Raw genomic sequence first — 21,241 nt, 5'->3', positions numbered from 1 at the left:
GCCGACCATAAGTTGTCGGTCCTTGTGGTCCGACCACGGCACGCTTGAAGAGCGTAGGTTCTACACCGAGGGCAGCGTCAGCAACTTTTTCATTTCGCAGTGTGCGAGGACGACGTCGGGGGCGCGCTGTAGTGCCTCATAGTAACTCCGCTCGTACCCATCGCCTAGTTCGGATGGACGAATGAGCGCTCGCACCTCGGTCAACAGTACCGCCACATCGTCGACGGTCAACTGGTCGTTCCCCTCGAGTAGTTCGTCGATGCGGACCACCATATTGGAAAGCGGATGCAGCCAGGTAAACCACGGATCGTTCATCACCAACTGTAAGAGTTGGCCTGTGGAATCAACCCGTCCGTAAATCCGCTCATAGGTCAGCTGTTCGGCGACGATCAAGGCTTTGTGCAATCCTAAGAGCCCATGTCGGATATCGGTCAAGGTTTTCCTGAGCGGATTGGTTTCGCGAATCTGTCTCTGTCTCGATGAGATCGCCATAAGCGTAATCTTATCAGCTCAATAACAAAATGGGGACTCAGGGGACCTTCATTAATCAATAATCAATGTCACGATATACTCTTATCGGAGATCAGGGGTTTGTTCTGTAGCCGCAACCAGAGCTTTTGCGATGGCTGAGCTGAGAGTCAAGTTCTCATCTAATCATCATTGGGTCGGGTCGCTAAACGAGGCATCGGAAATCAGCGTCCTTGTTCGGGTAATTCTGAGGACAAGGAGGTAGAAGCCCGCCGCTGGTTCGGATTTTGTGTGAATCGTCCCTCCGAAGAAAGATGGGTTGAAGGGCTCAGCAGGTTTCCATAGAAGGAAAACAGCTCACCGGTCAGACGGGCTGTGTGGTCGGGATCGGTAGGAAGTTTCCGCCGGATGTAATCGTTCAGCACGTGGCCGTCGATGTGCTTATGAACATGAGGCTGGTTCAAGTTCATGCGGTAGCGCTCGACGGCATTGGCGACGCGACTGATGAAGATCACGGTGCCGTCTGACTCCAGTCGTTCGACGACCCCCACATGGGTTAGGGAGTCATTCAACTTGCCGTCTCCGTTGAAATCCCACGTGTTATCGAAAAATACGAGATCGCCTGGACTGACGATTGATTCTCGATGAAGCGTGCCATGCTGGCGTACGTGGTTGTGGATGAGCCGGACGCCGTTTCCCTTCGGATCATTAAAACCTCCACGATACAAATCGATGCCGTGTTCCAAGAAGATGGCACGGGTCACCCCTGCACAGTCATAGACGATACGTTGGCCCTGGCTTGTAATCGTCCGTGCTCCAACCAGCTTGGCTGCAGACTCAACAATCGCTGATCGGCTGGGAAGAGACGTCAGGAACGAAGTTGGACGATCTGCTGTGGTCGATGTCGGAGAAGACTGCGGCAGTTCAGATGATTCACGAGGCTCCGTCTTGTCCGCTGAGACTGCTGGAGACGCGGTTTCTCTATTCAGTTTCATGACCGGCTTGGTGCAGCCCACGAGAGTTGCACCTGCAACAAAGGCGATGATCAGGGGAACTGGCATCGGTGGTTACCGCACGTTCACAAATCGGCCTTCGGCTGTCTGTCGGAGTGCATCGATGTCTTCACGTCGCGTGACGGAGAGCGGCACCGTGTGGGTCAATTCTTCAATGAGTAGGTCGGTCGTCAGCGGGGTCTTTTGGTGCAGTGCTCGATAGAGGGCCGCGACCACCGCTTGCTCGATTTCCGACCCGCTGAAGCCGGCGCTTGCACTGACGATCTTGCCGAGGTCGAACTTTTTGCTCTCCTGCTTCCGAAGGCTCAGGTGAATCTTCCAGATGGCTTCTCGTTCAACATTGCCCGGTAGATCGACGAAAAAAATTTCATCGAACCGTCCTTTGCGCAGGAGTTCGGGGGGCAGCGACGACAGATCGTTGGCCGTGGCGACCACAAACACATCCTGCTGCTTTTCCTGCAGCCACGTGAGAAAGGCACCAAAGAGGCGTCGGCTCAACCCCGCGTCCGCCCCGCCGCTTCCTCCGCCTGCGACCATCGCTTTCTCGATTTCATCGATCCAGAGGACGATTGGGGATAAGGATTCGGCCATCTCAATCGCCTTGCGAAAATTCTTTTCCGATTCGCCGACGAATTTGTCGAAGAGCCGGCCGGCATCGAGCTTCAGGAGCGGGAGTTTCCATTCCCGCGCGATCGCTTTTGCTGCGAGTGATTTGCCGCAGCCTGGCACGCCGACCAACATGATGCCCCGAGGCGGGGTGAGATTGAGAGACTTGGCTTCGGCGGTAAACCCGACTTGGGCGCGCTCGAGCCAGGCCTTCAGATTGATGAAGCCTCCCAGCTCAAACCGATTATCCTCCAAGGGATAGTATTCCAAAAGGCCGCCGTCCTTGATCGCCTGCACTTTGCGCTTCAAGATGGTTTGTATGTCCTCGACAGAGAGCGTGCCGTCCTCGACGAGGCACTGAGCCACGACCTGACGCGCTTGATGGAGCGTTAAGCCCTGGAGAGCACGGAGGATGGCGTCGGAATCTTTAGACGAGAGGCTGTTCTCAGCTGTCTTGGTATAGCTGATCGAACTGAGAATGCTTTGTGCGAGAGTCGTGGACCGTGGATGAGCGGTTGTTCGAGGTCCCAACGATTGGAGCAAGCCGCGCAACATCGACCGCAGTTCGTCTCGATCCGGCAGTTTCAGATCGAGTCGCACCGCAATTCTGTCGAGTTCCAGCGGCAGGGTGATCGGTTGGCCGGTCAACAGGCAGGTGGCTCGTGATCGGCTGTAGACGACTGCAACCTCACGAAGTTGTCGGCAGACAGCAGGATCTTGCAGATGTGGCCCAAGATCCTTGAGCCAAAACACCGCTTCGACTGTCAGGCCATGAAGATGCTGGAGGACTGCCAAGGGGGTCGCGGTCAGTTTACTGAGCGTCAAGCCTTCGTCTGCGCGCGTGAGTCCTCGGGTGATGGACCACTCGAAGAGCGGCATGCGCTCCTGCGCGGTCACCGACTGTAGTAAGGCCAGAACTCGCTCCTCCTCCACCGTTTCAATGACGACGAGAGGATGAGAGGAGCGGATCAGGGTGCGGAGATCGTGCACGCTGGTCGACAAAGCCATCGGAGGGAAATGCTAGCACGAGGCCTCGACCGGACCAAGAAAACCGGTGATTGTGATCGTCGCGTGCCGAAGATTATGTCTTGGCTGGATTGGCGAGCGCCTTGTTGATTTCGTTGATCAGGCGGTGCTCGATTTCGTTCGTTTCTTCGTGGCTGACACTTAAGATGCGCCCCCCCTGTGCGACCCGTTCGAATTCGGCTTTCACGCCGACTTTCGTCAGATTGTCGGGAAGGGCTTGAAGAGAAATGAGGTATTGATTCCTCGATCCCGTTACTTCGAGCGACGTCGGGTTGGAGATCTTGCGCTCCGTCACATAGACCGCCCGTTGGTCGGTCTTGACGCTGACCTTCAGTTGATAGCCGTTGCGTGCCAGTGCGTCCTCAACGACCTTTGCAACGGTTGGCATAGGCCGAGGGAGGGTATCGGACTGCGCGCCTTTCTCCTCGACTTTGAGGGATTCCGTCATTTGGGTTGCCATCATTCGTTTGGCCTCAGCTAACTGCAGCTCCAGTTCCTCAGTCTGGCGTTTGGCTTCCACCTTCGTGGCTTCCGTAGTGCTCTTTGCGTCCCGAAGTTCTTGATTGAGCAGGTCGATTTGCTGCTGCATCACCTTATTCCCGTCCAACAAAGAACTCAGGAGAGTTTCTTGCTTGGCGACTTGCTTCTTGAGGGCCTCATTCTCGACGCGAACGGAATTGTCGTCAGGAACGCAGCTGGCGGTAGCTATTACCAGAACGGCCCAGATGCCTAGTGACCATGGATCAGCGAACGGTTCGTTGCGCACGCGATAGCCCTCCCAGGAAAGTCGTGAGATTATCTACGGTTCAGCTCAACTTGTCCATGTAGTATTCGGCCGTATCTTGCTTCATCTGTTCAGGTAGGAACTAGGGCCGGTATGATCGGGTCGTAAAAAACAGATTCTTGACCTCCAAGACCTGATGAGGTGTGCTGGAACGGATGGCTCTGTCGAGGTTCGCCCCCAGCTTGCGCTTCCAGCTCGTTGGACTGTAGCATGCCAGTATCATGACTGCCTTGATTCGGAAGACCTTTTCGGTTCCCCCCCTCGGTTGTAACTGCTCGATCATTGGTGATCCTGTCACGAAGCAGGCGGTCGTCATCGATCCTGGCGGCACACCGGAGCGAATCCTCCAGGAAGTGCAGCGGCTGGGTTTCACCGTCAGCTGTATTCTTCATACGCATGCCCATCTTGATCACTTTCTGGCTTCCAGCGAAATCAAACGTGCGACCGGTGCGGCGATTTGCTTGCACCAGGATGATCTCGAACTATGGAAGAACCTCGAACTCCAATGTCGGGTCTTTGGAGTCTCGTATGTACCGGCCCTGCCTCCGGACCATTGGCTTGCCGATGAAGAGAAGGTGATGGTGGGGCAAGTGGCGATCGTGGCGCTCCATACCCCGGGCCACACACCTGGATCGATGAGTTTTCATGTGCCGAACGATAAACTTCTGTTGGCCGGGGACACGCTCTTCCGGGGAAGTATCGGCCGGACAGACTTGTGGGGCGGCAATTTCAAAGCCATTGAGGAGTCTATCCGCGAACGGCTCTATACCCTCGACGAGGCGACGACTGTCGTGACCGGTCATGGATCGGACACCGAAATTGGTATCGAAAAGGAATCGAATCAGTTTGTCCGTGTGTGACGGCATGGGGAGGGACCATGGCTTCATGCAAGTTGGTGACTCTCGTTGCGCTACTCTGGTCGGTGTCGGTTTATTCTGTCGTCCGGGGCGAAGAACCCTTCCGTTCTCATTCTGATCTCGTGAAAATTGCCGAGGTGACGGTCCGTATGTCGGACCATGGTCCGGTGGTGCTACTGCAGGCCGAAGGTCGGACGATCCCGATTTTTGTCGACCTCACAGTGGCGCTATCGATTCAGAGTGCCCTGAGCGGGGAAAAGCTGCCTCGCCCAATGACGCACGACCTCATGCACACGATCCTGAACGCTTACGGTGGAAAGGTGACGCAGACGGTTATCACGCTGAAGGACGGTACATACTATGGGGCGTTGACTGTGGCATTCAAGGACCAGGTCAAGGTGTTTGACAGCAGGTCATCCGACTCTCTCGCACTGGCCGTGCACTTCAAGGCGCCGATTCTCGTGGGGCGTGATTTACTGGAATCAGTCGGGAAGGTGTCGGAAAAGGAAAAGAACGCGGAGCTGTAAGGTCTTATTCCTTAGCCATCCTCTCTTTGAGGCGCTCAATCCGCTTGTCGGTCGATCGTTTGATGAAGATCATGTTCTCGGCGAGATGTTGCTGAGCGTTGATCTTCCCTTCGGCGCGCCGTTTTTGTTGATCGAGCCCAAACTGTGCGATAACCGGCCCGTCTTCCTGGTTGAGGTCCTTCCAGATCTCGGTACAGCGTGATTGCTTGGCCGGTGGATACTTGTCGCAGGGCGGATCGGCGGCGAGCGAAACCGAGGATGTGATGACCAGGCAGAAGATCAGAGCTGACCAGTATCGCCAAGAGTGAATCATACGTTCTCCATCGGAATGCTCATCAGTCTGCCGCAGCACCATACCACAAGTTGCGAGGTCGCGGAGCCCCTCTCTCTGCGGTTGCCATAAGCATGATTGAACTAGGCCAAAGAGTGAGGACCAGGTTCTGCCATACAAGACTTCCTGCTGGAATAAAAGTTGCAATGATTTTGATTGCTAAGGGGATGAATAGGACTGCAAAACCAGCATATAGAGCAATCGAACTCAACAAGCTCCCACTTCTTTTTTTCGCATGATGTGGAGAGTTACTGATTTGGAACTAGCCCAGCCGCTTTCTCTTCTAACGTCACGTAGACCTTGTCGTCGAAGGTATAGTAGCCACCGTCGTCTTTGTCGGTGGAAATGCACGCCGATGAGAAAATGACGGCACAGCCGAAGATATCGCCAAGGACCCACCAGGACCAGGTCCTCGTCAGAGTCATGGTCTTTGGTTCATAACCGTCTTTGGTGATGACAGCCTGGTGGTCCTCTTTTCGGTTGAGCGAGACGGTGCCAGGCGCCAGCAAGTGGACGCGGTCATCGACCACGACCTGCGTATCGAGTGGTGTCGTGAAGATCGTGACGGACTGATGGTCCCCGTGCCACCAGGTCCCACAGCCGGGGATCGAGACAAGTCCCAAGAACAGAGCGATGTTCCCAAGTCGTAATCGGCCGGCCCAGTGCGTCATAGCGGCCCCTCCTCGCTGATAGCTATCCTGCGAGGCATTTTTTCACTGACTAGGTCGTTCTTCTAGCGGATTCGCAAAACTTGCAGGGGAGGTCCGAGGAAGGGAGGGCCGGCCTAAATCTTCATGGCTTCGTTGACTTCATGCAGGGTCGCACCGGCGACAGCGGCCGCTCGTTTGCTGCCGGCCTCGACGATTTCTTCAACGCGGGATGGATGTTGAGTCAATTTCGTGCGTGCGTCCCAGATCGGCGTCAACTGTTCCACCATGCGGTCCGCCACGAGTTTCTTGCAATCGATACAGCCGATGGCGGCGGTCCGGCAATCTACATTGATCTGGTCTTGAATCGCCTGTGGAGAATAGATCTTATGGAATTCGTAGACGGGACAGAGATCGGGATTACCTGGGTCGGTGCGTCTCACACGGGCTGGATCGGTCACCATGGTCTTGAGCTTTTGCCGGACCACCGGCTCGGTGTCCGACAGGTTGATCGTATTATTGTAACTCTTGCTCATTTTTCTGCCGTCGGTGCCAACCACCTTGGGAAACTTGGTCAAGTGTTCCTTCGGCTCGGGAAATACGGCTGTTTTGTAAATGTCATTGAACCGCCGGGCGAGCTCTCTCGTCAGCTCCAGATGTGGCAGTTGATCTTTTCCCACCGGAACAAAATCGGGTTTGTATAAGAGAATGTCGGCGGCCTGCAGGACTGGGTAGCCGAGAAAACCATAGGTAGTAAGGTCCTTCTCCTTAATCTCTTCTTGTTTTTCCTTGTAGGTCGGGTTGCGCTCGAGCCACGAGATGGGCGTCATCATCGAGAGCAGGAGGTAGAGGATAGCATGTTCGGGAATACGAGACTGGATGAAAATCGTGGAACGGTCAGGATCGATGCCGCCGGCCAGCCAATCGATCAGCATCTCACGCACGAACGTACGGATGCGGCTGGTGTCGGCATAATTCGTCGACAACGCGTGCCAATCGGCGACGAAGAAGTAGCAGTCATACTGTTCCTGCAATGCCTTCCAATTTTCTAAGGCACCGAGATAGTTTCCGAGATGCATGAGGCCGCTGGGCTGCATGCCGCTGAGTACTCGTCTGCGTGCTGTGGTCATTCTGCGACTCCTGGACGGAGGCTGAGCGCGGTCGACAAGATCGTACCGGATAGACTCTTGGCGAAGGTCCCGGTGATCGTATGGATAATGCCAAGTTCTTTGTCGAACACGATGAGCCCCACCAGGATGAGCATCCCATAGGGTTCCAATCGTGCCAAGGTCATGGCCGGCTTGGGAGGGAGCAACGACGTCAGGATTCGGCCCCCGTCGAGCGGCGGGATCGGAAGCAGGTTGAATAATGCGAGAAACACATTGATCATCACGGAATACAGCGACATGACGGCGATCGGGCGCAGAAACATGGTCGCAAAAAAGCCTGAAGAAGCATCTGCTTCTGCAGTCTTACGGAGCGACAACGTTGGTTCGAACGTGAGGAGCAATGCCAGCAGCAAGGCACTCGCGACGGCGAGCAATAGATTCATCCCGGGTCCGGCAGCAGCCGTGAGCGCCATGTCGCGCCGAGGCTGGTGCATGTTCCGAGGATCAATCGGAACCGGCTTGGCCCATCCGAACAGAAAGCTCCCGGGCAGCATCAAACAGATCAGCGGTAAGATGACGGTTCCGAACGGGTCGATATGGGCCAACGGATTGATGGTGAGCCGTCCCTCACGTTTTGCGGTCGAATCGCCGCATTTCTCAGCCATCCATCCATGCGCATATTCATGGAGCACCATCGCGAACAACAAGGGGAGCCCCATATACGAGATCGTGTGCAGGATCTGTGAGAGAGAATTCATGAGCGATCAATCCAACTGCACAAACTTACCCTGTTTCACCTGCAGAAGAAAGAGCGGTCGCTGCAGGGTGCCGTCTGGTCCGAAACCGGCAGGCCCGGCGAGAGTCGGCAAATTGCGTTGGGTCATGAGGAAGTCGTGAAGCGCTTCGCCGGAGGTTGCCCCGTAGCGGATTCCTTCGATGACCACTCTGGCTGCATCATAGCCTTGCATGGTGAAGAGCGACGGGGTTGATTGAAAGCGCTTACGGTACCGCTGCACGAACTCCTGCACAACGGGATTCGGGCTGTCGACAAAAAAACCATCCACGAATGTTGCGCCGTCGACTGTCCGATCGGCGGTGCGGGCAAAGTCCTGAGAGTTCCACCCGTTGGTACCCAGCAGCTGGACTTTGATGTCATGAAACGCCAGCTGTGCGGCGAGGAGTCCGATCTCGTGTGAACGGCTGGGGATGAAGATCGCGTCAAACCCCGGAGTATACAGAACACGCTTTTCGTTTCGGCGGAGCGGTTTGCCGGGCTGTTGCGGCGCGTCGACCGGAACCGCCAGCCCATACTTTTTCAGGTCCTCGGCCTTGAGCCGTTGGATCTGCGGACCAAAATCCGTTTCCCCTTCCTTGAACATTTCGATGGAGATGATCTCACCGTCCAGCCGGTGCACCTCCTGCGCGAAGAGACGGGCAAGTTCTCGCCCATAGAGGGTGTCGGGGTGGAGAATGCAGAACCGGCGATAACCCTGTTCTTTCGCCGCATAAGTCGCGATGCGCTCGGCTTGCATGGCATACGTCAACGACGTGCTGAAAAGATAGTTCCCCAACCGGCGGACATTGGGAAGTGTGGCCGTCGGTGTAATCAACGGGATCCTGGTCTTTTGCGCCATTTCGGCCATGGCGGGAAGGTTTTTTGACAGCATCGGCCCGATGACGACGAGCGGACGGTCGTCGTTGAGCAGCGCCGAGAGATCGTCCAAAAAGCCCTGCCGGTCTGCATCATGATCCTTCACGATCAATCCAATGGATGGAGTTCCCGGCTGCTCCCGAGCTCGCTCCACTGCCAACTGAATTCCCTCCAGGACGTCGTTGGCGAAAGCGGACAATGGTCCCGACAACGGAAGGATGGCCGCGATAAAATACTGGTTCGCCTTCAACCTCGACTTGATGAGTTCCAGCGTTTCGCTTGCCTTCGGGACGGAAGGATGAGCGGGAAACGCAGCGAGAAAATGTCGGGTCTCCCGTTCTGCCAAGTGGTCTTCGTTTCGTCCAACGTAGTAATCGATCAGTCGAAGAGACGCGAGATCGCCGGGATATGAACGAGGATAGGCATCACGCACACGGATCAATCCTTTTTTGTCCAACTTTTCCGTGATGAATTGGCGAATCTGCTCCCGTGTCTCCGCCATCTGTGCATCGGAGCTGCCGGCCATTCCCTCCAGCAAGGTATGGATGGCACGGACATAGTCCTTTTTCTGAGCTAATGCCTCGGCCGTCAGCTGCTGCGCCTCACGTTTGGTTGCGTCGTCGGGTGCCGTTGTCCGTACTTGCGCCAGCAACGGCAACGCCAGGTCGAGATTCCCCATAGCGGCATGGATGCGGGCCATCATGAGCTTGCCCCGGTCCATGAGGTCCGATTCGGGAAACTCCGTCTGAAGTTGGTTCAGGTAGCGGAGCGCCTCTCCATAGTCCTTCATCCCGTACAGCGCGGCGCCCAGCAGCAGGTAGGTATCATCGAGGTGTTCAGGCGGGGGAGTGGTCGTCAAGAATCGACGCAGGACCGTGACGGCTGATTCCGGATCGCCTTTCTCGATCAGGTGTTTGGCCTGATTCAAAACCGGGGGATTCGGAGGAAGGACTTTCGCGGGATCTGCCGCCTCTGCCTTTCCCGATTGAGTCGGCATGAGGGCGACGCCGAGCGTCAGCGCAAGAGCGATGGCGACCATCAGCGGCGACCATGCAGGGATAGGAAAAGGGTTATGAGCGTGGGCGAGCATTACATTCGGCCGGTGGTAGGCCGTAGGCAGACTAGTATCGGAAAGGGTGCAACCTGTCAAGGAGAACTATGCCGGTGTTCATTGTACGGATGAAGGGAGTTCGCTATAGTTCGTCATCCGACGGCCATGGCTGAACCAACAGCACCATTGCTCGACCCTCTTCTCGAACGGTATCTCAGCGAGCTGCGGATCGAAGGCGGGCTAGCGGCCAATACAATTGAGTCCTACCGGCGCGACCTTTTTAGATTGCAGCGATACTTGAGGCAGCATCAGCTCAGCATACGAGATTCCGTTCCACCGCACACGATAAGATCCTTTTTCGCATCGCTCAAACAGGAGGCCCTCGCGGCTTCATCGATTGCCCGCCTACTCTCGACGATGCGAGGGTGGTATCGCTTTCTGGTTCGGGAAAACCTCGTGGAAACCAGTCCCCTCCGTGATATGACAACGGTGCGGCGGCCGGTCCGATTGCCGAAGACCCTGACGCACCAAGAAGTGACGGCGTTGCTGGAGCTGCCGGCTCACGATCGTGCCGAGGATCAACGCGACCGCGTGATGCTGGAATTGCTGTACGCGGCTGGGCTTCGTGTGTCGGAGCTTGTCGGGCTCACCCTGTCGCAGATCGACGTGAATCTGGGCTGTGTACGAGTCGTGGGAAAAGGTGCCAAGGAGCGAATCGTCCCGATCGGACAGACTGCGGGCAAGATGTTGGTTGATTACTTGGAATGTGTAAGACCGACTCTACTCAAACAGCGATCGTCCCGCGTCCTGTTCATCAGCCGGCGAGGACGAGGACTCACCAGGCAGGCATTTTGGAAGTTGCTGCTGCACCGAGCACGGCGCGCCGGTATTTCCAAGCCCATCTCGCCGCACATGCTGCGGCATTCCTTTGCCACGCATCTGCTGGAAGGCGGGGCCGATCTGCGAGTCGTTCAATCCATGTTAGGGCATGCAGATATCGCGACGACTCAAATCTATACGCATGTGGAAGGCAGCCGATTGAAACACATCCATCGCCGATATTTCCCACGGCAGCCCGGTCGAGGTCGGATACGCGGAGAAAAATCGATGAAGGGGTCATAGTTAGGAGCAGAGATAGAGATATTGCGAAACTGGGCCAACAGTGCGCAAACACGTTGACAAGAAAGCACGGACTTGATAGGCTCCGCGGAGGTTGCTAAGAAAATCGGGCGGATAGCTCAGTTGGGAGAGCGCTGCCCTTACAAGGCAGAGGTCACAGGTTCAATCCCTGTTCCGCCTACCACTCGGAGATATTTGGTACGCAGAGACAGGTAGTGAGCTTGCCGGGCGGAGAGCCTGTTCCTACATGCGGGAAGTGATCGGCGACCAACGATTTCGTCTTGTTGTGCTGCTGTTCTGCTAGCGATAGACTTTGCGGGGCCGTCGTTCAGCCTGGTTAGGACGCCAGATTGTCAATCTGGAGGTCGCGGGTTCAAATCCCGTCGGCCCCGCCATTATCTTCAGAGTTTGGTACACTCCACTTTGCCAGGAAATTATGAGCGCTGAGGAGAGAGAGTAAAGACTCGTATGTTTCAAACCGGCCCACTAGGAGTCGTTCTGTCGCTCGGGATCGTGTCCAAGGTGGTTCTCTTGCTCCTGATCTGCTTCTCGATCACGTCATGGGCCATCATCTTCTACAAATTGGCCGTATTTCGCACCGCTGATGCAAAAGATCGCCATTTTATGACCGTGTTGCTGCGGGCCAGAGATGTGGAGGAAGTCACTCGGCATGCGCAACAGACAGTTGGGAGTCCCTGCGCGAAGATTTTTCATGCCGTGATTCAACGGATCGGCTACATTCCCACCGAGGTGAATGAAAACGGTTCTGTCGCGTACGATCGACATGTGATGGAGCGGACGGCGGCCCATCTTGCTCAAGGTCAAATCACCAAGTTGGAATCGTTTCTCCCATTTCTTGCGACGACCGGAAATATCTGTCCGTTCGTGGGCCTCTTGGGAACGGTGATGGGTATCATCGACTCATTCCGGGAAATCGGCACACAAGGCACAGCCAGCATTGCGGCTGTGGCTCCCGGCGTCTCCGAAGCCTTGATCGCGACCGCAGCCGGATTGTTTGCCGCGATTCCTGCCGTCGTTGCCTATAATTATTTTCTCGTACGTATCAGACGCGCGGCCATGCACATGGATTCGGTCGTGGTGGAGTTGCTCGCTTTGATTCCAGCCCAAACGAGACCTATCGCTCCGGTTCCCGTTGGAGTGAAAGGATGATCTTGGAGACGAGGCAGCGTCGATTTTTAGCGGAGATCAACGTGATTCCGCTCGTGGACGTTGTGCTGGTGCTACTGGTGATCTTTATGGTCACGGCACCGATGCTCTATCGAGGCATGGACATCAAGTTGCCGGCTTCAGCGTCGAACACGATCAAGCCGGAGATCCGAGCGGTGCTGACGATCGAGAAGGATCAACGTCTGTATCTCGACAAAGATCAGGTGAGCGTGGCTCAGCTGGAGCGGAAGCTGCGCGTGATGAAGGAAGAGCATGCCGATGTCTCATTGTATTTACGCGCAGACCGCGATGTGCCGTATGGAATTGTGGTTCAGGTGATGGATGGAGTCAAAAAGGCGGGCATCGAAAAACTCGGCATGGTAACTGATCCCACCGGACCCGAACGTGTCAGTGAGGGTACGCCATCCCAACACAACCAGTAGGATAAGGTCCACAGTGCAGGCTTGGGCAACGGCCGGCATGGTCTCGGATGATGAATGGCAGGCGACACTGACTCGTCGCTTGGGCTTTGCCGTCGTCGTCTCTCTGGTACTGCATGTCGGCATGCTGGCGATGGTGGGCTGGGTTCGCCTGCCACGACATGGCGAACGGCCCCTGGTGTCCATTGAGATTTCACTCGCAAGTCTGCCGACTCTTCCCGAGAAGGCTGTTGAACCGGCGAAAAGTCAACCGATTGACAAAGAGGTTGAACCACCCAAGCCGGTCCGGCAGGCCAAGCCTATCGAGCAATCTAAAGCCATCGAACGGCCTAAGCCCATTGAGCACCCTAAACCTGTTGAGCCACCCAAACCTATTGATCAGCCCAAATCTGCTCCTCCCGTGAAAGTGGCACCTGTGTCTCTTCCTCCTGTGACGGCCGCAGCCGTTCCTCCTCCGGTCGCTCCGGCAAAATCGTCGAATGATCTCATGCGCGATATCATGAAAGATATCGAGTTGCCTCCGGATGCCCCGCAGCGCGGCGACATCAGCCCGGAGGACAAGCCAAGGAAATCACCGGGGATCAAGCTGCCCGATGTACCGGTCCTCACGGAAACCAAGGAAACACCCCCAAAAAGGCTGGTTGCCTCCGCTCAACCCTCCTCCTTGACGGAGGATGTGGCGAAGGAACTGGATGAGGAACTGAAAAAGATCAAAAAACTTGAGGTGCCCAAAGCGGCGCCCCCAGTGGAAGCACCGTCAAAACCTGTCCCTCAAGTTGAAGCAAAGGTCCAGAACCTCAAGGCTGTCGACACCACATTGAAGGTTCCAGGGATGACTCAGGGATCCAGCGCGTATCTTGCGCTTGTGCGACAGCGAATCAGTAATTCTTGGAATGCTCCGCCCCTGGATCTGACCAGCCAAGCCTACGTCGTTGTCGTACAGTTCAGACTTCATAAGAACGGCTCGGTCACCGGTGTGGCGATCGAGCAATCTTCAGGTAACGAGTACTATGATTTAGCGGGGAAACGAGCAGTTCTCAGTGCAAACCCATTACCTAAGTTTCCGTCTGATATCGTTGATTCGTACTTTGACGCCCACTTCACTTTTACCGTCGGAGAGCCGCAAGGATAAACCATGACCTTCCGAGCTGGTGTCGTTGTCATCCTGTGTGTGTCAATCGGCGTCGCTTGGATCATTGAGTCCGGTGCCGCCGACGTCTTTCTTGAAGCAACTAGACCGGATTTCCAGAGGATTCCACTAGGGATCGCCGCGATTGAGAACGTGAGTGGATCGGAGTCACCCGAGGGACGTGTGAAGCTGGGCACGCGTATCGAAGAAATACTCAAGGCGGACGTGCGACGCTCGCAGGTCTTCACGCTTGTCGATTTGCCGAGTCTTGGCATCAAGGTCGCTCAGCTCGGGGCAGAGCCTGATGCTTCCTTCAAACAAGCCGCCGAGAACGGGGTGTCGGTCATTGTCTGGGGTAAGGCGGGAATCAAGAATGGTAGCAAGGACGCCGATCTCAGTATGGATGGGTACGTGTATGATACGGCCAGCAACGAAGTCGTGGGAGGGAAGCGGTATGTCGGCTCGACATCGGTTGCCCGCCTCATGGCCCATCGTTTTGCCGATGAGTTGGTCTTTCGCTATACGGGAGAACCGGGAATCGCCCGGACGAAGATCGCCTATGTCTCGGAGCTGGGAACGGCTCGCGAGTTATTCGTGATGGATTACGATGGATACGAGCCTCGTCAGTTGACTGCCGACGGGTTCTTGAACCTGATGCCTCGTTGGTCGCCGGACCGACGGTTTTTAGTTTTCACGACGTACCGTAATCGGAACACGCAGGATATCGACATGATCGAGCTTGCCACAGGAAAACGGTGGACACTCGTCGCGCAAGGAGGGTTGAACATCACTCCGGTTTTCTCTCCCGATGGGAATGCGCTGGCCTACGCCTCAAGCCATGAAGGAAACGCCGAGTTATATCGTTTGGATACCCGTACGAAAGCCGTTCAGAGACTCACCACGAATGCGGCCGGGGACTTATCTCCCTCGTGGTCTCCCTCGGGGCGCGAGATTGCATTTACGTCCGATCGAGGCGGCGGACCACAAATTTTCCTTATGAGCGCGGATGGATCCAACGTGCGTCGCTTGACGTTCGATGGAGACTACAACGCGGCGCCGGCCTGGTCTCCTCGAGGAAATTGGATCGCCTACGTGTGCAGGACTTCCAAGAAAGAGTACAAACTGTGTGTGATCACCCCCGATGGCCAGAAACATCTTCAATTAACCACAGGACTGGGAGTGGATGATTCTCCGTCCTGGTCTCCGGATGGTCGGCATCTAGTCTTCAGCTCGACGGTGGACGGGAAGAGTCAGATCTACATGATCAATGCGGACGGTAAAGATCTCGAGCGCATTACATTTATCGGAACTCACAATAGCGCACCGTCCTGGTCTCCGGCATCGTAAATATCCAGGAAGGCATTGACGGCAATCGTCCTTCGCTGTAAGAAAAAGGACGATATTTCATAGGAGGAAAGGAAGCTAATGAAAACGTCGCCAGCCAGCTGCTTGCCGTTGATTCTTGGTATCATCGTGCTGGGAATTCCAGCCTGCTCGAAGAAGGCGGTCCGATCAGGAGGAGATACCCAGGCTTTGCAGGAAGAGATGGCCAGAGGAGAGATGGCTAAGGGGGGGGCCAAAGAAGGAACCAGTTCAAGTTTTCCCGATACGTCGTTCTCTGGGCGTGAGGATGCGAATAGCCTACGAGGGTTGGATCGCAATCCTTCCGAAGAGCGGTTAGCGGGAAATGGCGGCAATGGAGGTAGTCAAGGCGGTGCCGGCCGCTCTAACGGGGTGATCGCAAAAGCAGATTCCGGCGCGGCCGCTCGCCAGTTGGCTGAAATTCGTGCGGAGCAGGTGGCGTCCGTGGCGGCTGGACTTCGGGATGTCTTTTTCGCGTACGATAGCTTTTCGATCACCGATGAGGGACGCCATGCCCTTTCCGGCAATGCGGAATGGGCCAGATCGAATCCGTACGCACAGCTGAAAATCGAAGGACATTGTGACGAGCGTGGCACATCAGCCTATAATTTGGTGCTGGGTGAAAAGCGTGCGAAGGCTGTTCGGAATTATCTCGTTGAACTGGGAGTGGTCCCCACTCATTTGTCGGTCGTTTCCTACGGCAAAGAACGGCCGTTCTGCACGGAGCATACGGAATCTTGTTACTCGCAGAATCGCCGTGGCCATCTCGTTGTCAAGACAGGCAAGTAGTGCGATGGCAGAGCCGTTCGCCTGAACGAGCCCTGACTGTCGGTGGTCGTTCGGAGTCCAGGACATGACGCCTCAACTACGAACAAGACATGGTCTGCTTCTCGGTATCGCTGTGGGCGGTCTCCTTTTGCCGGGGTGTGTCGCGCAGCAGTCCGACCTGAAAAAAGCCGAAAAAGATCTTCAGCAACAGCTGTCCCAGACCAGGGCCAGGCAGAACCAGGAAATTTCGACCTTACGCGAACATGAATTGCCGCAGCTGCGAGGAGAGCTCGAAAAGGCTCTGCACCAGGCACGAGAGCTCCAGAGCAAACAGGAAGATTTTAAGCATCGGTCAGCCCAGTTGGAGCAGCAGACAAAGAAACTGGAACAGTTGGCGGCCAAGCTGGAATCCGACAGCAGCACCCGTTATCTGTGGATGCAGAAGAGCTTCGAGACGCAGGACGCGAAGGTGTCGGCCCGGCTGGACGAGCTATCGAAGGCCATGGAGACTTTGAAAAAAGAGGTCATTGACGTCGTCCAACGTACGAACGAAGGGTTGGTAAAACGCGTCGATGTCAAGCTGGAAGGGCACCAAAAGGAGTTAATGGAGCACCAGAATAAGATCGAACAGAGTTCTCAAAAGTTCACCCAATTCAATCAGGCGCTGACGGGGTTTCGGGAGGCGCTGACCGGTCTGAATGATCGCGTGGGTGAGCACGAGCAAACCGCTAAGCATCTCACATCGAGAATCGATGCCGATTCAAAAACGAGGGCGACCCATGCGGAGGAGATCAACCGAAGCGTGATTTCCATCACGAAGGCGCTTGAAGCAGTCGGGAAAAAAGCTACGGCTCGCCTTGACGAGCAGGACGGTCGAATCGATGCCTTGGCGAAAACTCTTGAGCAGGTATCAAATAGGTCCGCTCCTCCGCAACAGGCTCACAAACCGGTGCAACAGCCCGCACTGGGGTCGAATGAACCCATGCAGGATGGTGGAGGAGAATCCTCAAGGCTGTCCGTTGGGCCGGAGACCACGGGAGGTGCGACAACGATCGTTCCTCCCCAAGAATCACCGAAATTTGAACCGGTTCAGGCCAGTGCCGATCCACCTGATCGGGTTCGCTATGAGCAGGTGTTAGGCTTGTTTCGAGACGGGGACTTGGAAGGTGCTCGGCAAGGATTTGCCGGATTTCTCGATGACTATCCAAACTCTAACCTCGCGCCGAATGCCCGCTTTTGGCTGGGAGAGTCGCACTTCGGTAAGAAAGAGTTCCAGAGAGCGATCGATGCCTACGATAAAGTGGAGATCGACTATCCCGGCAGCGAAAAGGTGCCTGCTGCAATCTTAAGGAAAGGATATGCGTACTTGGCGCTAAAAGACAGGAAGCGAGCGTCGTCCGCCTTTAAGCAAGTGGTCACGCTCTACCCGAAAACTGCTGAGGCGGGAAAAGCCTCGGACAAACTGGCTCAACTCAAGGAGGTGCGGTAACACCATGTGTGTCCGTACACTCGTGTCCGGTTCTGCGGCCTGGGGATTGTTGGCGTCGACGATCGTGCTTGTCGGCTGTGCCAAGCATGCCGATTTTCTGGAAATGCGCCATCAGCTCTCGACCATCTCGCGAACGCAGGACCAGGATCATCAACGGGTGGATGCCGTGGTCCGACGATTGGATGCCGTGGAGCGGAGCAAGGATACGGATTCTGCGAAACCGCGATTCGAGGACCTGGCAGCACGCTTTCAAAAACTTGAAAGCCGATTGGCAAAGCTGGAAGAGGCTGCCGGTCAGGCATCCGCCAAGCCGGATTCCTCGATAGAGTCTCGTGCATCGAGGCCTGTTAAACAGACTCCATCGGCAGAACCGACGGTGGCGGTATCCGGGATCACGCCGACGTCCGCATTCAATCTGGCATATAATGATTATCTCAGCGGGAAATACGAGCTTGCGGTCGCAGGGTTCCAACGGTTCATCAAGGATTTTCCCGGCACGTCTCTGACTCCAAACGCTCAATATTGGTTGGGAGAATCGTATTACAACTTGAAAGACTATGGGCGAGCCATCCAAACCTTCGACTCTCTCGTGACGGAGTATCCAGGAAACGAAAAGGTTCCCGCGGCGCTGTATAAGCTTGGTCTGGCGACGGCCGAGACCGGCGATCTCGGTAGGTCGAGAAAGAATCTGAAGCGAGTGCTTGAAGAGTACCCTTCATCGGACGAATCGAAGTTGGCAAAGTATAAGTTGGCCGAGATCCGATGATCGTCGCCGTGGCGCGACGCCCCACCCCATCACCGCCTTCTCACTCATGAGGAGCATCGTGCCGTGCTGAGAACCGACGGCAGTGGCAAGATCTGTATTCTTTCGGAAGAGGTCATCGGTCGTATTGCAGCGGGAGAGGTGGTCGAACGCCCGGCGGCGGTTGTCAAAGAGCTCATCGAGAACAGTCTCGATGCGGGGAGTCGGTCCATCACGATCGACGTGAGGGACGGAGGGCTTGTCTTGATTCGGGTGAGCGATGACGGAGAGGGTATGAGTCCGGAAGATGCCCCGCGCGCTTTTCACCGACATGCCACGAGCAAGCTCCGGTCCGATCTGGATCTCTGGTCAATCCGCACGATGGGTTTTCGAGGCGAAGCACTGCCGAGCATCGCCGCTGTCGCCCATGTTCGGTTGATGACGGCGACTCGCTCCGCCGAAGTAGGGACCGAGCTGGAAGTCGTCGGGGGAGCGGTCGAGAGAATCGCCGAAGCTCCTCCGATCACAGGAACACGTGTCGAAGTTGCAGAGTTGTTCCACAATCAGCCGGCCCGGAAGAAGTTCCTGAAGTCGACCCTCACGGAGTTCATGCATATCAGCCGGGTCGTACAGCAGGCATCGCTTGCCTGGCCGTCCGTCCATTTCTGCTTGACGCACAACGGCGAGGAGATCTTCAATTACCCGTCTGCGCCGTCGGGTGGTGATCGGATCGCCCAGGTTTATCGACGCACTTTTATAGACCAAAGTCTCCGAATCAATGCCTCGCTTCCTGGAGCTCATGTCAGCGGGTACATCGTGGATGCGGTCCATGCAAAATCCGCTCGCGTACCGCAAGAGTTGTTCGTGAACCGTCGTCCCGTGCGCAACGCCGCCGTCTCTCATGCCGTCGGGGAAGGGTATGGTTCATTCCTTGCCAAGGGGAGTCAGCCGCGATTCGTGCTGTTTCTGGAAATTGATCCGGATCGCCTCGATGTGAATGTCCATCCGACCAAGCGGGAAGTGAGATTTTCGGACAATGAGGTGATCCACCAACTCGTACGGCGAGCGGTCCGCAAAGCCTTGAGTGGCGGAAAGCTCGCTGAGCTGGGTAAGACTCCGTTCGTAGAGTCCTCCGTGCGACGGACCTTGGGTTCCATCGTGGCGGATCTCCCCACGTCCGAATCCGTTGGAGCGGAATCGACGCCCTTGCAGTCCACCCCCGGAACCCAATTGCCGTTGGTGAGCGATGCGGCGGAGCCCTACGGTCGAGTGCCTTCAGCTGAGGTGATCGTGCTGGGGCAGATCAATCGGACATTCCTCATCGCTCAAGTCGGCGGGGATTTGACGGTGATTGATCAACACACGGCTCACGAGCGGGTCCTGTTTGAACGACTGTACCGAGCTTGGACGACCCGTGGTATCCAGGCCCAGCCTCTGTTGATCCCCGATCCGGTGGAACTGTCGCCACCTCAGACGGCATTGCTTCAACGTTACCAAAACGATCTGCAGCAATTGGGGATGGAAATAGAACCATTTGGCTCCTCAACCGTCTTGGTCAGAGCGATTCCGATCGGTCTGGGCAAGATCGATCCGACCACGTTTCTACAGGATCTCATGGATGATCTCACGCAATGGGACAGTGGCTCGAGTCTGGAGGCACGAGTGCGATCAGTCCTGGCATCGTTGGCGTGCCACGGGGCGGTTCGGGCCGGTCGCTCGATGAAACCGGAAGAAATCAAGGCTCTGGTTGAGGAATGGCGTACCGAAGGAGAGATCACAACCTGTCCGCACGGGCGGAGAACGTCGTTCCGACTCGGCATCGCAGATCTGGAGAAAATGTTCGGACGAGCTGGTTGGTAGCTGATGATTCCGACGGAGGCTACGGATATTCGATGGAGAGCTTTGGTCCCGGCAGATAGGTCTATCATCGGCGCGGCAGCGTTCGCGTGACATGCGATCAGATCAGTGGCTCCACTACCGTCCCCTCGTCGTGCTGCTCGGTCCGACGGCCGTCGGTAAAAGTCGGATTGCAGTACAAGTGGCCAAATACCTTGAGACGGACGTGCTGGCGGCGGATTCCCGTCAAGTGTATTGCGGGATGGACATTGGAACGGATAAGCCGACCGTCGAGGAGCGTCAGGCGGTGTCGCACCGTCTTATCGATTTGGTCGACCCCAGCGAAATGTTCAACGCCGGTTGGTATCGGCGAGTCGCGATGGTGGAAATCGAACGCTTATACAGTGCGGGGCGGTTGCCTTTCGTGGTGGGTGGAACCGGGTTGTATATCCGAACCTTGGTGAGAGGGTTGTGTCCAGCGCCCCAGGCTGATCCTCACGTGAGAGCAGACCTCAAGAAATCGAGAGACGAGCGGGGACGAGATGGTCTCTATGCAGAGCTGCTGCGCGTTGATCCTGAAACGGCAGCACGGTTGCATCCGAATGATGAATCCAAGGTCATGCGGGCGTTAGAAGTCTTTCGGCTATCCGGGCGCCCACTGTCGACCATGCAGGCCGAACACGGGTTTCAGGAGACTCCATTTTCCTCTCTTCTGATTGGCCTTGAGCGAAGGAAAGAGACCCTGTATCGAAGGATTGAAGAACGAATCGATTGGCAGCTGACTCATGGGATGGTAGAAGAGACTCGATTATTGCTCGGCCAGGGATACGGGCGCGAGCTCGGTTCGATGAAAGGTCTCGGCTATCGCCAGGTCGGAGCCTATTTGGCGAATGAGTGCGATTACGCCGAAATGGTGCGTCGGTTCAAGCGCGACACGAGACGTTTTGCGAAACGGCAGATGACCTGGTTTCGAAGTGAAGCGGGAGTTGTGTGGTTGTCGATCGAGGACAGCGAGCCCTATGAGCGGACGGCGGAACGAGTAATCGCACTCATCGATCAATTTGTGGGGGATCTTGGACAACAGAAACAGCCTGCGGCGTTGCAGCCGGCCTCTTAGGA

General features: G+C 56.0%; 21 protein-coding genes and 2 tRNA genes. 14 read left to right on the top strand and 9 right to left on the bottom strand.

All coding sequences use genetic code 11. The features are described 5' to 3' along the window. Window positions 1–60: 60 nt before the first annotated feature. The 4 genes from P0120_05285 to P0120_05270 all read right to left on the bottom strand — a co-directional run bounded on the left by P0120_05285 (window position 61) and on the right by P0120_05270 (window position 3,879). Window positions 61–492 carry a hypothetical protein gene (locus P0120_05285; GenBank protein MDF0673742.1) on the bottom strand — a complete coding sequence of 144 codons (432 nt, stop codon included), beginning with the start codon at window positions 490–492 and terminating at the stop codon, window positions 61–63. A gap of 200 nt (window positions 493–692) precedes the next feature. Further along, the gene (locus P0120_05280; GenBank protein MDF0673741.1) at window positions 693–1,529 is read right to left on the bottom strand and encodes a hypothetical protein; all 837 of its coding nucleotides are present in this window, start codon (window positions 1,527–1,529) and stop codon (window positions 693–695) included. Window positions 1,530–1,535: 6 nt separating this feature from the next. After that, the gene (locus P0120_05275; protein ID MDF0673740.1) at window positions 1,536–3,095 is read right to left on the bottom strand and encodes an AAA family ATPase; all 1,560 of its coding nucleotides are present in this window, start codon (window positions 3,093–3,095) and stop codon (window positions 1,536–1,538) included. 73 nt (window positions 3,096–3,168) lie between these two features. Next, entirely contained in the window at window positions 3,169–3,879 is a 711-nt protein-coding gene (locus tag P0120_05270) for a hypothetical protein (GenBank protein ID MDF0673739.1), read from the bottom strand. A gap of 239 nt (window positions 3,880–4,118) precedes the next feature. Between P0120_05270 and P0120_05265 the strand changes: the two genes are divergently transcribed. Continuing rightward, on the top strand, window positions 4,119–4,757 hold the full coding sequence (locus tag P0120_05265) for an MBL fold metallo-hydrolase (protein MDF0673738.1): 639 nt from the start codon (window positions 4,119–4,121) through the stop codon (window positions 4,755–4,757). A gap of 17 nt (window positions 4,758–4,774) precedes the next feature. Next, window positions 4,775–5,281 (top strand): bifunctional nuclease family protein, encoded by a 507-nt coding sequence (locus tag P0120_05260; protein MDF0673737.1) that lies wholly within the window; start codon window positions 4,775–4,777, stop codon window positions 5,279–5,281. Between the two features lie 4 nt (window positions 5,282–5,285). Here the strand turns inward: P0120_05260 and P0120_05255 are convergent, their stop codons facing one another. The 5 genes from P0120_05255 to P0120_05235 all read right to left on the bottom strand — a co-directional run bounded on the left by P0120_05255 (window position 5,286) and on the right by P0120_05235 (window position 10,058). Continuing rightward, window positions 5,286–5,594 (bottom strand): hypothetical protein, encoded by a 309-nt coding sequence (locus tag P0120_05255; protein MDF0673736.1) that lies wholly within the window; start codon window positions 5,592–5,594, stop codon window positions 5,286–5,288. Window positions 5,595–5,860: 266 nt separating this feature from the next. Continuing rightward, entirely contained in the window at window positions 5,861–6,283 is a 423-nt protein-coding gene (locus P0120_05250) for a hypothetical protein (GenBank protein ID MDF0673735.1), read from the bottom strand. Window positions 6,284–6,396: 113 nt separating this feature from the next. Further along, the gene (gene trpS / locus P0120_05245; protein MDF0673734.1) at window positions 6,397–7,389 is read right to left on the bottom strand and encodes a tryptophan--tRNA ligase; all 993 of its coding nucleotides are present in this window, start codon (window positions 7,387–7,389) and stop codon (window positions 6,397–6,399) included. After that, on the bottom strand, window positions 7,386–8,126 hold the full coding sequence (locus P0120_05240) for a site-2 protease family protein (protein MDF0673733.1): 741 nt from the start codon (window positions 8,124–8,126) through the stop codon (window positions 7,386–7,388). Before P0120_05240 ends, trpS begins: the two co-directional genes overlap by 4 nt. 6 nt (window positions 8,127–8,132) lie before the next feature. Next, window positions 8,133–10,058 carry a penicillin-binding protein activator gene (locus P0120_05235; protein MDF0673732.1) on the bottom strand — a complete coding sequence of 642 codons (1,926 nt, stop codon included), beginning with the start codon at window positions 10,056–10,058 and terminating at the stop codon, window positions 8,133–8,135. A gap of 177 nt (window positions 10,059–10,235) precedes the next feature. Here P0120_05235 and xerD point away from each other — a divergent pair, with 177 nt between their 5' ends. The 12 genes from xerD to miaA all read left to right on the top strand — a co-directional run bounded on the left by xerD (window position 10,236) and on the right by miaA (window position 21,239). After that, window positions 10,236–11,192 (top strand): site-specific tyrosine recombinase XerD, encoded by a 957-nt coding sequence (gene xerD / locus P0120_05230; GenBank protein MDF0673731.1) that lies wholly within the window; start codon window positions 10,236–10,238, stop codon window positions 11,190–11,192. A 105-nt stretch (window positions 11,193–11,297) separates the two neighbouring features. Further along, window positions 11,298–11,373: transfer RNA gene (locus tag P0120_05225), tRNA-Val, on the top strand. Between the two features lie 133 nt (window positions 11,374–11,506). After that, window positions 11,507–11,584, top strand: a tRNA-Asp gene (locus P0120_05220). 73 nt (window positions 11,585–11,657) lie between these two features. Then, a complete protein-coding gene (locus tag P0120_05215) occupies window positions 11,658–12,359 on the top strand; it encodes a MotA/TolQ/ExbB proton channel family protein (GenBank protein MDF0673730.1) in 702 nt (233 codons plus the stop codon). Continuing rightward, entirely contained in the window at window positions 12,356–12,799 is a 444-nt protein-coding gene (locus P0120_05210; GenBank protein ID MDF0673729.1) for a biopolymer transporter ExbD, read from the top strand. Before P0120_05215 ends, P0120_05210 begins: the two co-directional genes overlap by 4 nt. Before the next feature lie 13 nt (window positions 12,800–12,812). Continuing rightward, window positions 12,813–13,928, top strand: coding sequence for a TonB family protein (locus P0120_05205; protein ID MDF0673728.1), 1,116 nt, complete (start codon window positions 12,813–12,815; stop codon window positions 13,926–13,928). A gap of 3 nt (window positions 13,929–13,931) precedes the next feature. Then, window positions 13,932–15,272, top strand: coding sequence for a Tol-Pal system beta propeller repeat protein TolB (gene tolB, locus P0120_05200; protein ID MDF0673727.1), 1,341 nt, complete (start codon window positions 13,932–13,934; stop codon window positions 15,270–15,272). 78 nt (window positions 15,273–15,350) lie between these two features. Next, window positions 15,351–16,076, top strand: a complete 726-nt coding sequence (gene pal / locus P0120_05195) for a peptidoglycan-associated lipoprotein Pal (GenBank protein ID MDF0673726.1) — start codon at window positions 15,351–15,353, stop codon at window positions 16,074–16,076. Between the two features lie 64 nt (window positions 16,077–16,140). Beyond that, window positions 16,141–17,544, top strand: coding sequence for a tol-pal system protein YbgF (gene ybgF / locus P0120_05190; GenBank protein ID MDF0673725.1), 1,404 nt, complete (start codon window positions 16,141–16,143; stop codon window positions 17,542–17,544). A gap of 4 nt (window positions 17,545–17,548) precedes the next feature. Continuing rightward, a complete protein-coding gene (gene ybgF, locus P0120_05185) occupies window positions 17,549–18,310 on the top strand; it encodes a tol-pal system protein YbgF (protein ID MDF0673724.1) in 762 nt (253 codons plus the stop codon). A gap of 63 nt (window positions 18,311–18,373) precedes the next feature. Next, the gene (mutL, locus tag P0120_05180) at window positions 18,374–20,146 is read left to right on the top strand and encodes a DNA mismatch repair endonuclease MutL (GenBank protein MDF0673723.1); all 1,773 of its coding nucleotides are present in this window, start codon (window positions 18,374–18,376) and stop codon (window positions 20,144–20,146) included. Window positions 20,147–20,237: 91 nt separating this feature from the next. Beyond that, window positions 20,238–21,239, top strand: a complete 1,002-nt coding sequence (miaA, locus tag P0120_05175; protein ID MDF0673722.1) for a tRNA (adenosine(37)-N6)-dimethylallyltransferase MiaA — start codon at window positions 20,238–20,240, stop codon at window positions 21,237–21,239. The last annotated feature ends 2 nt before the right edge of the window (window positions 21,240–21,241 follow it).

This window comes from Nitrospira sp. (assembly GCA_029194675.1).
GTDB lineage: Bacteria > Nitrospirota > Nitrospiria > Nitrospirales > Nitrospiraceae > Nitrospira_D.
Note: the sequence above shows the minus strand (reverse complement) of the source record. Positions and strands in the feature narration are given on the sequence as shown.

Bases quoted from the DNA above. Each gene is read 5' to 3' on its own strand.
- P0120_05285 (MDF0673742.1), bottom strand. From the start codon at position 492: ATGGCGATCTCATCGAGACAGAGACAGATTCGCGAAACCAATCCGCTC.
- P0120_05280 (MDF0673741.1), bottom strand. From the start codon at position 1,529: ATGCCAGTTCCCCTGATCATCGCCTTTGTTGCAGGTGCAACTCTCGTG.
- P0120_05275 (MDF0673740.1), bottom strand. From the start codon at position 3,095: ATGGCTTTGTCGACCAGCGTGCACGATCTCCGCACCCTGATCCGCTCC.
- P0120_05265 (MDF0673738.1), top strand. From the start codon at position 4,119: ATGACTGCCTTGATTCGGAAGACCTTTTCGGTTCCCCCCCTCGGTTGT.
- P0120_05260 (MDF0673737.1), top strand. From the start codon at position 4,775: ATGGCTTCATGCAAGTTGGTGACTCTCGTTGCGCTACTCTGGTCGGTG.
- P0120_05255 (MDF0673736.1), bottom strand. From the start codon at position 5,594: ATGATTCACTCTTGGCGATACTGGTCAGCTCTGATCTTCTGCCTGGTC.
- P0120_05250 (MDF0673735.1), bottom strand. From the start codon at position 6,283: ATGACGCACTGGGCCGGCCGATTACGACTTGGGAACATCGCTCTGTTC.
- trpS (MDF0673734.1), bottom strand. From the start codon at position 7,389: ATGACCACAGCACGCAGACGAGTACTCAGCGGCATGCAGCCCAGCGGC.
- P0120_05240 (MDF0673733.1), bottom strand. From the start codon at position 8,126: ATGAATTCTCTCTCACAGATCCTGCACACGATCTCGTATATGGGGCTC.
- P0120_05235 (MDF0673732.1), bottom strand. From the start codon at position 10,058: ATGGTCGCCATCGCTCTTGCGCTGACGCTCGGCGTCGCCCTCATGCCG.
- xerD (MDF0673731.1), top strand. From the start codon at position 10,236: ATGGCTGAACCAACAGCACCATTGCTCGACCCTCTTCTCGAACGGTAT.
- P0120_05215 (MDF0673730.1), top strand. From the start codon at position 11,658: ATGTTTCAAACCGGCCCACTAGGAGTCGTTCTGTCGCTCGGGATCGTG.
- P0120_05210 (MDF0673729.1), top strand. From the start codon at position 12,356: ATGATCTTGGAGACGAGGCAGCGTCGATTTTTAGCGGAGATCAACGTG.
- tolB (MDF0673727.1), top strand. From the start codon at position 13,932: ATGACCTTCCGAGCTGGTGTCGTTGTCATCCTGTGTGTGTCAATCGGC.
- pal (MDF0673726.1), top strand. From the start codon at position 15,351: ATGAAAACGTCGCCAGCCAGCTGCTTGCCGTTGATTCTTGGTATCATC.
- ybgF (MDF0673725.1), top strand. From the start codon at position 16,141: ATGACGCCTCAACTACGAACAAGACATGGTCTGCTTCTCGGTATCGCT.
- ybgF (MDF0673724.1), top strand. From the start codon at position 17,549: ATGTGTGTCCGTACACTCGTGTCCGGTTCTGCGGCCTGGGGATTGTTG.
- miaA (MDF0673722.1), top strand. From the start codon at position 20,238: ATGCGATCAGATCAGTGGCTCCACTACCGTCCCCTCGTCGTGCTGCTC.